The organism is Paenibacillus sp. FSL R5-0623 (assembly GCF_037974265.1).
Taxonomy (GTDB): domain Bacteria; phylum Bacillota; class Bacilli; order Paenibacillales; family Paenibacillaceae; genus Paenibacillus.
Genome location: NZ_CP150233.1, coordinates 5,512,494 through 5,527,895 on the forward strand (window position 1 = coordinate 5,512,494; position 15,402 = coordinate 5,527,895).

At 47.2% G+C, this 15,402-nt stretch carries 14 protein-coding genes; 3 read left to right on the top strand and 11 right to left on the bottom strand.

What is annotated here, in order from left to right; all coding sequences use genetic code 11:
* The 6 genes from MKY92_RS24275 to MKY92_RS24300 form a co-directional block, all read right to left on the bottom strand.
* Nucleotides 1-732, bottom strand: coding sequence for a metallophosphoesterase family protein (locus MKY92_RS24275; protein ID WP_339297934.1), 732 nt, complete (start codon nt 730-732; stop codon nt 1-3).
* A 57-nt stretch (nt 733-789) separates the two neighbouring features.
* Nucleotides 790-1,764, bottom strand: a complete 975-nt coding sequence (locus MKY92_RS24280; protein WP_339297935.1) for a metallophosphoesterase — start codon at nt 1,762-1,764, stop codon at nt 790-792.
* A gap of 175 nt (nt 1,765-1,939) precedes the next feature.
* Nucleotides 1,940-2,704 carry a succinate dehydrogenase iron-sulfur subunit gene (sdhB, locus tag MKY92_RS24285; RefSeq protein WP_338588456.1) on the bottom strand — a complete coding sequence of 255 codons (765 nt, stop codon included), beginning with the start codon at nt 2,702-2,704 and terminating at the stop codon, nt 1,940-1,942.
* 50 nt (nt 2,705-2,754) lie between these two features.
* Nucleotides 2,755-2,889, bottom strand: coding sequence for a hypothetical protein (locus MKY92_RS24290; RefSeq protein WP_339297936.1), 135 nt, complete (start codon nt 2,887-2,889; stop codon nt 2,755-2,757).
* A 225-nt stretch (nt 2,890-3,114) separates the two neighbouring features.
* Nucleotides 3,115-4,857, bottom strand: a complete 1,743-nt coding sequence (gene sdhA, locus MKY92_RS24295; protein WP_339297937.1) for a succinate dehydrogenase flavoprotein subunit — start codon at nt 4,855-4,857, stop codon at nt 3,115-3,117.
* Nucleotides 4,858-4,900: 43 nt separating this feature from the next.
* Nucleotides 4,901-5,569, bottom strand: coding sequence for a succinate dehydrogenase cytochrome b558 subunit (locus tag MKY92_RS24300; protein WP_091020850.1), 669 nt, complete (start codon nt 5,567-5,569; stop codon nt 4,901-4,903).
* 295 nt (nt 5,570-5,864) lie between these two features.
* Here MKY92_RS24300 and MKY92_RS24305 point away from each other — a divergent pair, with 295 nt between their 5' ends.
* The gene (locus MKY92_RS24305; protein ID WP_074096338.1) at nt 5,865-6,788 is read left to right on the top strand and encodes a LysR family transcriptional regulator; all 924 of its coding nucleotides are present in this window, start codon (nt 5,865-5,867) and stop codon (nt 6,786-6,788) included.
* 58 nt (nt 6,789-6,846) lie between these two features.
* On the opposite strand, the gene MKY92_RS24310 is transcribed toward MKY92_RS24305, so the two are convergent.
* Together MKY92_RS24310 and MKY92_RS24315 are read right to left on the bottom strand one after the other, a co-directional pair.
* A complete protein-coding gene (locus MKY92_RS24310; RefSeq protein ID WP_339297938.1) occupies nt 6,847-7,518 on the bottom strand; it encodes a TrkA family potassium uptake protein in 672 nt (223 codons plus the stop codon).
* 48 nt (nt 7,519-7,566) lie between these two features.
* On the bottom strand, nt 7,567-8,907 hold the full coding sequence (locus MKY92_RS24315) for a TrkH family potassium uptake protein (RefSeq protein ID WP_307543472.1): 1,341 nt from the start codon (nt 8,905-8,907) through the stop codon (nt 7,567-7,569).
* A 424-nt stretch (nt 8,908-9,331) separates the two neighbouring features.
* On the opposite strand from MKY92_RS24315, the gene MKY92_RS24320 reads away from it, so the two are divergent.
* Nucleotides 9,332-11,029 carry a type II CAAX endopeptidase family protein gene (locus MKY92_RS24320; RefSeq protein WP_339297939.1) on the top strand — a complete coding sequence of 566 codons (1,698 nt, stop codon included), beginning with the start codon at nt 9,332-9,334 and terminating at the stop codon, nt 11,027-11,029.
* On the opposite strand, the gene uvrC is transcribed toward MKY92_RS24320, so the two are convergent.
* Nucleotides 10,998-13,085: an excinuclease ABC subunit UvrC gene (gene uvrC / locus MKY92_RS24325; RefSeq protein ID WP_339297940.1), complete on the bottom strand. Its 2,088-nt coding sequence runs from the start codon at nt 13,083-13,085 to the stop codon at nt 10,998-11,000. The two genes, MKY92_RS24320 and uvrC, sit on opposite strands and share 32 nt — an antisense overlap.
* A gap of 494 nt (nt 13,086-13,579) precedes the next feature.
* On the bottom strand, nt 13,580-13,897 hold the full coding sequence (gene trxA / locus MKY92_RS24330) for a thioredoxin (protein ID WP_017692451.1): 318 nt from the start codon (nt 13,895-13,897) through the stop codon (nt 13,580-13,582).
* Nucleotides 13,898-14,162: 265 nt separating this feature from the next.
* Here trxA and MKY92_RS24335 point away from each other — a divergent pair, with 265 nt between their 5' ends.
* On the top strand, nt 14,163-14,318 hold the full coding sequence (locus MKY92_RS24335; RefSeq protein WP_017692450.1) for a hypothetical protein: 156 nt from the start codon (nt 14,163-14,165) through the stop codon (nt 14,316-14,318).
* 128 nt (nt 14,319-14,446) lie between these two features.
* Here MKY92_RS24335 and dnaI read toward each other — a convergent pair whose 3' ends face one another.
* The gene (gene dnaI / locus MKY92_RS24340; protein ID WP_076319793.1) at nt 14,447-15,397 is read right to left on the bottom strand and encodes a primosomal protein DnaI; all 951 of its coding nucleotides are present in this window, start codon (nt 15,395-15,397) and stop codon (nt 14,447-14,449) included.
* Between the last annotated feature and the right edge of the window lie 5 nt (nt 15,398-15,402).

The following is a 15,402-nucleotide window of genomic DNA, read 5'->3' on the forward strand; positions in this document are numbered from 1 at the left end:
CTACTCCTGCAGCCCGCGATAGATACCCGTACGAATCTCACGAATATAGAAATCCAATGCAGGAACATTAGCCGACTGTGCAACCTGTACTTCTTGCTCAATATCATAAGGCACCCTCACAAATTGAACATTGAACGGGGTGTTGTTATCGTTGCAGTCTTCACCCTCCAGAATACAGTAGGATGCTTGGGGAAGATCGAGTGGATTACCAACACTGCCTGCATTAAACAGTAACTTACCGTTCATATACTGCAAGTATGCGTTATGCACATCCCCATAACCTACAACATCTGCAACACCTTGGTCAGACTCATCAGCCGGAGGATCAAACATTGCCAACCTCTTTTCCATCGCGTCCCACGGCTGTACACGATGGTATACACTTTGAGGTGAAGCATGGACCAGACGGATGGTGCGACCACTCAGTTGAAATTGGTGACTGAAGGGTAGGCCCGCCAAGTACGCCAATCGTTCCTCACCCAACCGTTCTGCTTGCCACGTAAAGTTCTCGTTGTCTTGGTTAACCGCAACCAGTTCATCCCAATTGCCACGGATAACAAGTTCGCACGTCGCTCTCACCTGATCCACAACCTGTACCGGTTCTGGCCCCTTGCCCACGAGGTCACCAAGACAAAAGATTCGCTCCACGCCACGACTTCGGATATCTCCTAACACTGCTTCCCAGGCAGTCATGTTGCCATGAATGTCGGATACAATCGCAATTCGTTCCATCTGGATAACCTCCATTCATGTTAAATCCTTTATGTTTTACATTCATCTTATATTCTTTTATGTGGTTAATCCTTTAAGCTCAAACACCGTTAATTCTGGTCTGCACAGAAAACGAATGGGCAGTTGAGTCATGCCAAAACCACGATTCACATACACAGGCATCTGTGTCTGGGTGGTGTAATATACCCCCTGGACATCCGTGTAATACAATCCTTGAACATACTTGTGTGAACCTCGCGGAGTTGTCAGTGCCCCGATCCAGGGAAAACGTACCTGTCCACCATGGCTATGACCGGAAAGTTGTAATCCGAAACCATAGGGAGTGGCAATGTCGGCATAATCCGGTTCATGCATGAGTAACAATTTCCACACATCATGATCCAATCCCTTGATGGCTTGGGCAGGATCAGGCCTGCCTGTAAGTGCGTCATCCAGACCAACTATGGCTAGACGTTCGCCCCCTTGTTCAATCACCACATGTTCGTTCCGTAACAAAGTGAATCCCGCTTCACGGAACATGGTTGTCACTTCATTCTGCTGTCCGCCCCGATAATCATGATTCCCCAAAACAGCAAATTTGCCATACTTCGCTTGCATGGAGGCGAGTACCGGAATACATTCACGCATCGGCTCTGCTTCCCTCTCGACGATATCTCCGGTAAAACAAATCAAGTCCGGTTGCTGCTCCTCAATCGTTGCTGCCAGCTTCTTCAGCTCTTTCACCCCAGTATGAAAACCAAGATGGGCATCGCTGAACTGAACGACACGCAGACCGTCAAATGCCTTTGGAAACTTCGGAAGTTTCAGCTCCACTTGCTTGATCTCCAGACGACGCGGTTCCCATAACCAGGCATAACCTCCTGTAAGCAAACTGGCACCCGCTGTCATCAAAACCATGCGTAATAAGAAACTTCGGCGAGAGGGATCATGATCCTTTTCTTCCCCAGGAAACACAGATTCTTCTGCACCTGGTGCTTTGTGCGAGCGCTGGGACGGCGAGTTGTTGCTGCCCTGACGCGGTGTCTCTGCCATATCTCCCCCTCCTTCTACGCTCTTAATCCATCCCCTTAGTATATCATATTCTGCATGGGTAGCCCGGTTCCTCTGCTTCATTACAAAAAGAAGCCGGGATCTCCGGCATGTTGCTGCACGGGATCACGACTTCTTCTAAGTTGCAGATTACACTTCTGCACATGTTATGACGAGATTATACACCCAACCAGCGTTTGAACATATGCTTGGTCGTTTGTTTGTTCATTTCGGCAATGGAGGTTGTCAGTGGAATGCCTTTTGGACAGGATTGCACACAGTTCTGTGAGTTACCACAGCCCTCGATGCCTCCGTCTTCCATCAACGCTTCCAGACGATCGTCGGCGTTCATCTCCCCTGTTGGGTGAGCGTTGAACAGACGCACTTGAGACAGTGCTGCTGGACCGATAAAGTCTGTTTTCTCATTGACGTTCGGGCATGCCTCCAGACATACACCACATGTCATGCATTTGGACAGCTCATATGCCCACTGACGCTTCTTCTCAGGCATCCGTGGACCTGGACCGAGGTCATAGGTACCATCGATCGGAATCCATGCTTTTACGCGTTTCAGGGCGCTAAACATCCGGCTACGGTCGATGACCAAGTCACGAACCACCGGGAATGTCTTCATGGGTTCGATACGAACGGGCTGTTCGAGCTTGTCGATCAGGGCTGCACATGCTTGACGTGGCTTGCCGTTGATGACCATGGAGCAGGCACCGCAGACTTCTTCGAGACAGTTGGAATCCCAGCATACGGGTGCAATGGATTTGCCATCTGTATTGACCGGGTTCCGCTGAATCTCCATCAGGGCGCTGATCACATTCATGTTGGGACGGTACGGAAGCTCAAATTCTTCGTTGTACGAAGATGACTCCGGGCTATCCTGACGGGTGATGATAAACTTGACGGTTTTGTTGGCTGTAGCTTGTTCCGTCATATCGTAGTCCCCTCCTCTGGTGACGATGATTGTATTGCTGATGCGCAAAGTTACTGGTTTGGTGCACGGAGACGCTTCGTCAGCGGAATGCCCCTCTGATCGCTGTTGCTCCCCCATTTTACGGAATGAATCTGTATTGAATAAAATGGGGTATCAAAGGCGAGCGCTTCGCTTCTTCTGGGCATTTCCGCTTCCTCCGCTACGTCGTGCACTGGGTCACTTTGCTGGAAACTGCACTCCATTCATGCTGGATGAGCAGTATTCAAGTTCTGAAGCATCGCTAGGCGCTTGCTTCTTCTGGGCATTTCCCTCACGTTGATGGCAATTTGAAGTAGCTCTGCTTCTCCAAAGTTCTCCTGCCTCTCCGTTCAGGTGTTTAACTATTCATTGCATGAATAGTGTGATACTTCTTAATCCTTGGAGTAATCCCGGATACGTGGTGGGATCAGAGATACGTCTACTGGCTCGTACGAGATTTTCGGGCCTTCCTTCGACCAGCTTGCGATAGTCGTTTTCAGGAACTCTTCGTCATTACGTTCCGTAAATTCCGGTTTGTAATGCGCGCCGCGGCTTTCGTTACGCAGCAGAGCGCCCAGTGTCATCGCTTCTGCCAATTCAATCATGTTCCACAGTTGGCGAGTAAACGCCGCGCTCGGGTTATTCCAACCGGAGTTGTCATACATGTTGATTTTGCCATAACGCTCTTTCAATTCCTTGATCTTGCCAATCGTGGCTTCAAGCTTGTCGTTGTAGCGTACAACCGTCATGTTGGCTGTCATCCACTCGCCAAGCTCTTTATGAATAACATAGGCATTTTCTGTGCCCTGCATTTTCAAGATGCCTTCGTATTTGTCGCTTTGTTGTTTGGTGTGTTTCTCAAATACGGAAGATGGGATATCAGCGGACGATTTTTTAAGTCCTTTGATATATTCAGCCGCTTTTGGTCCAGCCACCATACCACCATAGATCGCAGATACCAATGAGTTTGCACCCAGACGGTTCGCACCATGGTATTGATATTCACATTCACCAGCTGCGAACAGCCCCGGAATGTTAGTCATTTGGTTGTAATCTACCCACATACCGCCCATGGAATAATGGACTGCCGGGAAGATTTTCATTGGGATTTTACGCGGGTCATCGCCCATGAACTTCTCATAGATCTCAATGATTCCGCCCAGTTTAACATCCAGTTCCTTCGGATCTTTGTGCGACAGGTCGAGATAAACCATGTTCTCACCGTTCACACCCAGACCCATATCTACGCAGACGCTGAAGATTTCACGAGTCGCGATATCACGTGGAACCAGGTTACCGTAGGATGGATATTTTTCTTCAAGGAAGTACCAAGGTTTTCCATCTTTGTACGTCCAGATCCGTCCACCTTCACCACGCGCGGATTCAGACATCAGACGCAACTTGTCATCCCCCGGAATCGCTGTCGGGTGAATCTGAATGAACTCCCCGTTGGCGTAATTTACACCTTGCTGATACACCGCACTTGCCGCTGTACCTGTGTTAATTACAGAGTTGGTCGTTTTACCGAAGATGATCCCCGGACCACCACTCGCCAGAATAACCGCTTCTGCCGGGAAGGTCTGTACCTTCATCGTTTTCAGATCCTGAGCCACGATCCCGCGACATACGCCTTCATCATCCAAAACCGCCTGCAGGAACTCCCAGTTCTCATATTTCGTAACCAGGCCAGCTGCTTCCCAGCGACGTACCTGCTCGTCTAATGCATAGAGCAATTGTTGTCCTGTTGTCGCTCCGGCAAACGCTGTACGGTGATGCTTCGTTCCTCCAAAACGACGGAAATCAAGCAAACCTTCCGGTGTCCGGTTGAACATTACGCCCATACGGTCCATCAAGTGAATGATGCCAGGTGCTGCTTCGCACATCGCTTTAACAGGAGGTTGGTTCGCAAGGAAGTCACCGCCGTATACCGTATCGTCAAAGTGTACCCATGGGGAGTCACCCTCACCCTTGGTATTTACCGCTCCGTTAATGCCGCCTTGTGCGCATACAGAGTGGGATCGTTTAACAGGAACCAGTGAAAATAAATGAACATGGACTCCGGCCTCAGCCGATTTGATCGCCGCCATCAATCCCGCGAGACCGCCGCCCACAATAATTACATTCGTTGATGCCATTGCTGTTCACTCCCTTATAAGTCAGCATTTATACGCTAAATGCTTAAATTAGAACTGTTTTTACTGCGTCAATCATCGAAGTAGCTGTCTGGAAATCAATGCTCCGGAAAGCAAATAGTGAAGCAATAAACATGATGGAAACAATAGCGAACAAGCTCATACATACGTAAGAGGATACACGTTGCGCACGCGGACCAACCGTAATTCCCCAGCTAACGAGGAACGACCACAGACCATTGGCAAAGTGATATGACGCCGCAACCACACTGATCATATATATCGCAAAGGTTATCGGATTCGTCACCGCATCATGTATGACGCCGCCAATCTCTTCATGGGATACATTCCCCAGCGCAATCTGTACTCGCGTCTCCCATACGTGCCAGATGACGAATACAAACGTAATAATACCGCTTACCCTCTGTAACGTGTAGCGCCAGTTGCGCTCATTGCCAAAACGGCCCACGTTAGGCTTGGCCTGATAGGCAATATAAAGACCGTATACACCGTGATAGAACAACGGCAGCCAGATAAGTAACGCCTCGATCACAATAACAAGAGGCAAACCGTTCAGAAATGCAACGGCACCGTAAAAAGCTTCTTTGCCGCCTTCAACTGCCGTGAAGTTCGTCACCAAATGCTCAGCAAAGAACAGACTGAGCGGAATGACGCCAAGCAAGGAGTGCAGCTTTCTGGAGTAAAACCCTTTCATAAAATGTCGATCCCCTTTCGCTAAATACAACGTTTTCATAAATGATTTCACTTATCATGACACGAATCCTTTTCCCTGAAAAGGTTCGACAAATTGTTCCGTTTTCCCCAGGTGTGAACAACTTGTGTCACGATTCATGTTACTCCTTTTTTTCTTATAAGGGAATTGCAATATAATTATTAAATGTTATAACCTATAGGTATAAGCAGTGAAACATTGGGTTTACAGGCTATACAACATGGAAAACGATTACGCAAGGGCAAGAATCACATTCATGGAAAAGAGGTTATTGTTCATGTTTGAGGAGTTAAATGCATTTGCAGCGGTCGTGGAGCAGTCCAGCCTGAACCGTGCATCCAAGTTACTGAACTTGTCCCAACCCGCACTCTCACGTAAAATTGCCAAATTGGAGGATGAACTCGGGGTTGCCCTGTTCCACCGCCGTGGCAAACGGCTGGAATTAACCAGTGTGGGCCAGTTCACCTATACCTACGCTGTAGAACAGAAGCAGCAGCAACAGAAGTTCCTCACCATGCTGGCCCAGTATAAAGACGAAGAACAGAGCACCATCACACTCGGAGCCAGTCTGACGACGCTTCAAACTACGTTACCACCTCTCGTCAATGCCTTTATGGAGAAACATCCAAATGCCGAACTGAAACTGTTGACGGGTAAAACACATGAGATTGTCTCGTTTGTGCGTGACAAAAAAGCCGATGTGGGCATTGTCGCCTCCTCCATCAGCGAAGTGGGGCTTAACTGTGTGCCACTCTTTGACGATCACCTGGAACTGGTTGTGCCGCTTACACACCCCTTGTCCGGTAAGGAAGCCGGGATGGAGCATTTGCAGGATCTGCCGATGATCACGTTCTCCAAAGGTACCTGGTACCGCAAATTAACGGACGATCTCTTCCAGCGCTGTGCCGTGATGCCGGATATTCGCATGGAGATTGATTCCTTTGAAGCGATCATCCGACTTCTGCCTTCCGCCAAAGCAGCTGCTCTATTGCCCAAGTCCTATCTTCGTCCACAATTGCTCGCGGACAATGATCTTGTTTCTGTTCATTTGCCTCAATTACAGCAGACCCGCAGAACAACTTGCATGATATATGGGGAAAAAGAGGACCTCAGCGAGACCTCCAGACAATGGGTCAAGGAGACGGCTGCACTCTTTACAGCTAAGGCGCCATTGCCCTCACGGAGGACTACGACGCCTTAGCTTTGATCTGAATCAGCCAGGCTCTAACGTCTGGCTTCCATAAAACTCATCTTAATTATCAGCTCTCCTGGCTGATAACCTCTTCTTCAAATCGGTCGATATCTGCATTATTACCAATAATGACCATGATATCCCCCATTTGAAGCGAGTCCAATGCCGTAGGAGCGATAATGACCCCGGCTTCTTTCTGTAACGCTACAATGCTGCAACCAAAACGTACGCGTGCATTCAGGGTTGAAAGGGTTTTGTTGTGCAGACAGGCGGGAACCTTCATCTCGACAATACTGTAATCATTGGATAATTCAATGTAATCCAGCAAGTTCGGGGTAACCAGCTGGTGGGCAACCCGAATGCCCATATCCCGCTCAGGATAAACGACACGATCGATCCCCAGTTTATCCAATGCTCGTCCGTGAAGGACAGATATGGCCTTGGCCACGACCGTCTTGACACCCAGCTCTTTCAGCAGGATAGCAGTGAGAATGCTCGTCTGAATATCATCCCCGATGGCTACGATGCAACAGTCGAAATTTCGAATACCCAGGGAGCGCAGCACTTCCTCATCTGTGGCATCAGCTACAACGGCATGGGTAACCAGTTCACTTATGTCTTCGACGACTTCTTCATTTTTATCGATCCCGAGCACCTCATAGCCGAGTTCCATTAATTCCTGCGCCAGACTGGTGCCAAACCGCCCAAGCCCAATCACCGCAAACTGCTGTGTTTTCATTGTTCTTCACGAACCCCTTATCCAAATCAATTTCATAACTCACTAGATTTATCCAATAATCATTTTGCCTTCCGGGTACCTGTATAACTCTTTACCCTTTTTCTGCCCAAGTGCATACGCTAATGTGATCGGTCCAAGCCTTCCTGCAAACATCGTAAAACAGATCAGGAGTTTGCCCAAAGTAGTCAGCTTCAGCGTCAGTCCGAGCGATAATCCGACAGTACCAAAAGCTGATGTCGTTTCAAATAAGATCATCATAAAACTGGCGTCTTCTGTGGTACTCAGTGCCATCGTTACAGCTATGATGAACAAAAGCGCCAGCAATGTAATGGTAAGCGCCTTGAAAATCCGTTCCTGTACGAGCCGATAGCGGAAAAACACGATATCTTCACGTCCACGCATCATGGCGATGACCGCTCCAGCCATAATCATAAATGTCGTTGTTTTGATCCCGCCTCCGGTAGAACCCGGCGAAGCACCAATGAACATCAGAATGATCATAAAGAACTGTGTTGCCTGTCTCAGCCCGGCAATATCTACCGTATTGGCTCCTGCTGTTCGCGGCGTAATGGATTGGAAAAATGAACCGAGAATTTTGCCACCCCAGTTCAGGCCACCCAATGTCCGGGGATTGCTGAATTCAAATACGAAAATGACAAGTGCACCAAACACAATCAACAATCCAGTTGTTAACAGTACAACTTTGGAGTGCAGAGACAGCTTTCGCGTTTTGCGGTAATCTACCAGGTCTGACAACACCACAAAACCGATACCGCCAGAGACAATGAGGAACATTGCTGTAAAATTAACCAACGGGTCATACACATATCCGGTCAGACTGCGGAAATCGCCAAACATATCAAAGCCCGCATTGTTGAACATGGAGATCGCATGCCAGTAGCCATAATAGATCGCCTGTCCGACCGGCATGTCGAACGACCAGCGAATGGCAAACAATGTGCCACATATGCCTTCAATAATGAGTGAGTAAATCACAACTTTACGAATCAGCCGAACGATGCCCTCCATCGTGCTCTGGTTCATCGCTTCCTGTAGTATCAACCGCTCTCTAAGCGAAATCCGCCGTTTGAACGCAATGGCAACCAATGTGGACATTGTCATGAAGCCCAGTCCGCCAATCTGAATCAGAATCGCAATCACAACCTGACCCAGCACCGAGAAATGAGTCCCTGTATCGACCACAACCAAACCGGTGACACAAACGGCCGAAGTTGCTGTAAAGAGCGCATCAATAAATGCAAGACTGTCACCGTTACGGTTGGATGCCGGAAGCATTAACAATAGTGTGCCTACCAATATGATGCCAGCAAATCCTAACACAAGAATACGGGGTGGCGATAATCGCATCCATTGAACATTCAGTTTCACTTGAGTATCTTCCACCTCTTCTAAAATGAAAATAATTCCACACCCGTGGAGCCTTCTTCATTTGAAATGCTGTTGCCAAACGTTAAACAAGTATGATTCAGATTAATACGACATATATAATGAAGTTGGAATATATTCTATTCGTTCCCTTGTTGGGCGAAAGACATGCGAATCATTGCACATTTGCTTCAAAATTATAAGCGCTGCGACGTTTGTAGACAAAACGTTTTTTGTGTAAATCGGATCGAATTCAGCCAAAAAGGGAAGAACTCAGATATGGCGACGGATGGATCAGATTCTTTCGGTCCTTTTCATTCATTTTCAAGGATTTACACCTGTTTTCGTTACATCATTGGCATTCGGTGCTTGGCCTGTGCTATGTTAACTTTAATATCCATATTAGATTAAGGAGGAACACCATTACATGAATCCCTTAGGGCAGCCTTTGCTACTCAAGGCTAACTTCAAGCGGCTGGGGTTGCTTGCGGCGATTGGCCTGATTCTATTTTTTGTATTTCAGATCTTTCCAGCTACCTCATCACAAACGACAGAAATTTCGTCCACGTCCTTCATAACCAAGGAGCAGGCGAAGCAATCCGCGCGATCATTCGCAGCTTCTGTGAATGACTATTCACTACCAAATGATGATGAAAAAACTCTGGTAACCTACCAGACACATTCCGATATCTACGGGTATATGGCCAAAACCAAACAACTTGATACCTATAACCAGAAATGGGAAACTAGCTATCCTTACGATGTATTCCGCGTTCGTTTGCCTGATCAGAACAAAGGCGGATATCTTAATGTTGACGTACATATGAAAACAGGAAAAGTGGTCGGCTTCAAACGGGAACTGCCTTCTTCTCTCTATACCGCCATTGAGGCGGAGCAGGTTAGTGGACGAGTGACCACATCGCAAGTACTTGCTGAAGGCAATATATCTCTGGACGAGAAACAACAGCTCGCGGCTGGCGTTCTGACCGAATTCGGTTATGAAGTGCCAACACTTCAATTGGATACTCGCGATGGTGAAGCGGGTCTGAAGTATACAGATTCTGCAAAAGCCATTGGAGACTCCAAGCTTGAACTGAATTTTACGTTTGAAGATGGTGCGGTACGATCGTTCGATCCTGGCTTCTCGGTCCCGGAATCCCATACCGATTATGTGAAAGATCAAACACGTCAGGCCAATTGGATGACTTATGGCGGCTATGCATTCCTGACCTTTGTTCTGGGCGTGCTGGCAATCATCTATAGCATTCTGACCCGAGCACATACATCTTTCAAACGCGGAACCATTCTCTCGCTGGTGTATTTCGCTGCTTCAGTAATTGGTACACTGAACATGATTCCACTCTTTCAGGCACAAGGACTTTCCAGCTTCATGTTAGCGTTCCTGATGTTAATGCAGGCAGGAATTACACTGGTTATGAGTGCAACCATCTATCTGTCTCTCGTTGCTGGTGACGGCATGTGGCGTAAAATAGGTCTGAACCCATGGCCTCGTGCCAAGGAACCTGGATATGGAAAATATGTACTTCACAGCATGGTTGCTGGTTACCTGTGGGCGTTCATTCTACTGGGTGTGCAATCCATCCTGTTCTTCATTCTGGAGCGTAGCATCGGCACATGGTCAACGACGTCAGCAGATCAATCTACATTTAATATGACCTATGCCTGGCTCTTCCCGATCATGGCCTGGATGGCCGGTATTGGTGAAGAAACTGTTTATCGACTGTTCGGCATTCGCATGATGCAAAAGATTGTGCGTAACACGTTTATTGCCTGTCTGATCCCAACCATCATTTGGGCACTTGGACACACATTGTATCCGATCTATCCAGTAATCACTCGTCCCATTGAACTGATGGTGATTGGATTGCTGTTCAGTCTGATCATGCTGCGTCACGGCTTCATTGCCGTTGTATTCGCGCATGTGATCTTCGATAGCTTGTTGATGGGACTCAGCTTGGTCTTTATGGGCGATGCCCTGAATATGGCTGCCGGACTCTTCTGGATTGTACTGCCGGCCATCGTTGGATATGTGGTCTACAAATTCAATCCAAAACAAAAAGAGAAGCCGTATGTTACGACTCCTCATCACGAAGTGCTGCAATAATCTGATTTGCCAGTTTGTCACCAATAGATAGAGGCCGGAAGTCTTCGACGCTGGCCTCTTTTATTTTGCGCAAAGAGCCAAAATGCTTCAACAGCAACTTACGCCGCTTCTCTCCAATACCCGGAATGGCATCCAAACGTGATGTCACCATCGATTTGCCACGTTGTTCCCGGTGGAACGAGATCGCAAAACGGTGGACCTCTTCCTGTATCCGCTGCAACAGGTAGAATTCCTGGCTATCCCGAGGCAGGGAGATCACTTCTGGTGGATTACCGATCATCAACTGTGAAGTCTTATGCTTCGCATCCTTCACCAGACCACATACCGGAATAAACAGCCCCAGCTCATTTTCCAAAATATCGACCGCAGCCGAGATCTGTCCTTTACCACCATCAACCACAATCAGGTCAGGCTGGGTCAGGTTTTCTTTTAATACTCGCTCGTAACGGCGACGGATGACTTCTCGCATGGTTTCATAATCATCCGGCCCTTCCACCGACCGGACCTTGTACTTCCGATATTCCTTCTTATCCGGTTTACCATCGGTAAACACGATCATGGCAGATACCGGGTTCGTACCCTGGATGTTCGAGTTATCAAATGCTTCAATACGGTGAAGCTGATCCAGTCCAATAAAACGTCCCAGTCCTTCGGCAGCTTTGGATGTACGTTCTTCATTTCGCTCAATCAAACGGAACTTCTCTTCCAATGCCACACGTGCGTTATCCACGGCCATAGTGATCATCTGGCGTTTCAATCCACGTTGCGGGATGAGCACTTTGATCTCCAACCACTCCTGTAAAGCAGCAGCAACCTGAGTTGGGTCTTCCAGTCCTGATGGAAGCTTTTCAGTAGAAGCAGTTGTATCCGTTATTGGAGCATCCTCTTGCATACTGTCAGGTTGTTCACCTTCTACCTCAGTAGAACCTCCGTAAGCTGCACGAGTCTCAGCAACCAGTGGCTGGGAAACTTTACTGTGCTCCACTTGTCCCGTCTGCTCGAACTCTACCGTAACTGCGGCAGGTACCGATCCATCAGCATCAGATACTGTATCCAAACTGTCGTTATCCGTTGCAAGATCCTTGGGCATTTCCGGCAACAAAATTTCTTGTGGCAATGCCGGATTATCGCTGTAATACTGTGTTACATAGGACATGAAATCACTGTACGCCTCACCGTAAAACGGGAAGGTTGATACGTGACGTTCAATCATTTTACCCTGACGCATATATAGAATCTGGACACACATCCAGCCTTTATCAATGGCAAAACCAAATACATCACGGTCTCTGGCATCGGCCATCGTAATTTTCTGTTTTTCCATCATCGCATCGATGGCGATTACCTGGTCACGCAGTTCCTTGGCCCGTTCAAAATAAAGATCCTCCGCAGCCTCTTGCATCTTACGCTGCAAATCCTTCTTAATCTCTTCGTGACCACCGCTTAGAAATGAACCAATCTCTTGTGAAATCTGGTCGTACTGCTCCTTCTCCACTTCCTTCACACAAGGGGCAAGACACTGTCCCATGTGATAATACAGGCACACTTCTTTGGGCATTACACCACATTTGCGCAGTGGATACATGCGATCAAGCAATTTTTTCGTTTGGTGTGCCGCATACGAGTTCGGATAAGGTCCGAAATATTTGGCTTTATCTTTCAGCACACGCCGGGTTACTTCCAGCCGGGGGTGCTTTTCATTCGTAATTTTAAGATAAGGGAATGTCTTGTCATCCTTAAGCAATACGTTATAACGCGGCATATGTTTCTTGATCAGGTTACACTCCAGAATGAGTGCTTCCATATTACTGCCCGTCACGATATATTCAAAATCACGGATTTCGGAGACCAGACGCTGAGTCTTTCCGTTATGACTGCCGATAAAATAAGAGCGTACGCGGTTCTTCAGCACTTTAGCCTTACCAACATAGATAATGGTGCCTTCACTGTTCTTCATCAGGTAACAACCAGACATGTCTGGCAGCAAAGCGAGCTTGTGACGAATCTGCTCCAATGCCTTCTCCTGATCCTGCAAATCATTCATGAATTGATCCATAATTCGGTGAATCCTCCTTCCCGAAAAAAGTATAAATAAAAGGTTACACTAAGCCATTCTGATTACAGTACCGTCTTCCAATCCGTTATCGGATTGTCTCTGAGTCACCTTTTTTATAAGAAGAAACTAAAGATAATTCACACTGACACTACGATGACAGAACAACCTTCCAATCCCTGTTATCCCCAGATTTTTTTCATTCCCTTTTCTCAAGGGAAAAATCTGTTGATAAAGGGGAACGCTTCGCTTCTTCAGGTTTTTTCTGTCCTCTCCGTTACTGTGTGAGTAATTAGTCCAATACATATTAAAGGTGAAACTCGGATAAAAATTGCAACGGCTATGCTTCTACAGATCATTTCTGTCTTCTTCGTTAAACATGTAAATTTCCAGTTTCATTTTATATAAATAGTATACTTTATATTGTCCTATATAAAGGTATTCGACGCAAAACGCCCCCGGCATGTAAACCGGAGGCGTATGTGTAAGCCTGTAAATTATTGGTGTTTTGCGATAATTCCTTTGAGCGCATCTTTCGAGTTCAGACCAACCACTTTATCTACCGGTTGACCGTCTTTGAAGAAGATCAAAGTTGGAATGCTCATTACGCCAAAGCGGGAAGCAGATTCCGGATTTTCATCCACGTTAACTTTAGCAATTTTCACTGCATCGCCAACTTCTGTGGACAGCTCTTCCAGGATTGGAGCGAGCATTTTACAAGGACCACACCAAGGCGCCCAGAAATCAACAAGAACCGTTCCTTCGCCTTCTACTTCAGCGTTGAAGGATTGATCGGATACGTTAACAATAGCCATGAAATTGTCCTCCTTATATATACTTACGGTTTTATTTTAACCTGTAACGTCGCGAACGACACTTCCAGTATAACACAGGTACGTCAAACTTGTGAATTGAACGCTGCAATGTTCATCTTCCCAACATCAAATCTTCACAATTACAGGATGTGGCATACCAACTGCAAAATCTTTACAAACGCTTTCTTTTCCAAGTATACTAAAATTACTCCGGGTTTCAGCCCCCACATGGGCAAGCTGTCATTCCCTATAAGGAGGCAATAACATGGATGCAAATGTGCGGATCAGCGACCCGCGTGAACATGTGAACGAGGAACCCCGCAACGATCTGTTTGATTTGATCGCGGGTGTTGCCGGCATGGCCGGTCTGATGACAGTGATTTTTTTCGGTATGGTTATCTTCAAATTCCTCACCGAATAGGACACTCACAGGTCTCACGCAGGACCAGAAAAGCCCGGTTTTCGCGACAATGCGAAAGCCAGGCTTTTTTTGGGACTACTTATTGTTTAAAAAGTATAATTTGTAGATCAGACCAAAAGACTAAACAATTAACGTTTGCCGCGCTGATTCTCACCCCGAACGGAGATGACATCCACAAATGGACGAATCCGGTCCATGAGTCGCTGGCCTTTATTCATTTCCTCGCCGTCCCGATTGGTGAAACTAAGATGTTTTTCAAGCCCATCCAGATTGTAATTGGACGTATAGAACGTAGGTTTACGATTCATCCGATAGTTCAGAATGGACCCCATCACATGATCCCGAACCCAAGGGTTCAGATTCTCTGCCCCAATATCATCAAAGATGAGCAGATCACAACTTTTCAAAATATCCGTCATTTCCTTCAGCTTCTGCCCTTCACTAATCATGGATTTCAGATCCTCCACAAAGTCAGGCATATAGATAATGACACCCGTGTGCCCTGCAACCGCCAGTTCATGCAGCAGATAACACATCAGGAACGTCTTACCCGTCCCGAAAGTTCCCTCAAGAAACAGTCCTTGCGGAGATAATCCGTTCTCCTTGGTCTCCCTAATATACCGAAGCACCTGATTCACTGCCGGAGCACGCATCCGATCCTTGCCCATAATCTCCACGTCGTTGTATCCAGCACTGAGCGCACGCTCGTCCACATAGAAACTGCGAATGCGTTGCTTAATAATATGTTCATTTTGCCGGGCGATATGTTTGGAACAAGGCGCTTTTATATCTATGATTTCGGGTTTACCGTTAAAATGTTCTACTTCCAGTTTGCAAAAGTGGCCCTGAAAATCGTTAGGACAGTTGTCGAGTCCCGGACAATTCGCACAGTTCTTAGAGTCTTTGGCGTACTGAAACAGCTTGCTCAGATCGGTCATGAGCTGTGCATCTTGCAGTTCAGGATGACCTGCGCGGAATTCGCGTACGTACGGATTTTCCATCAACTCCGCCGCAATCCGCCGCGATTGCTCACGAAAGGCAGGGTTCAGCTGCTGAAGCAGTCCTCCCAAGGATTCCATGGCTT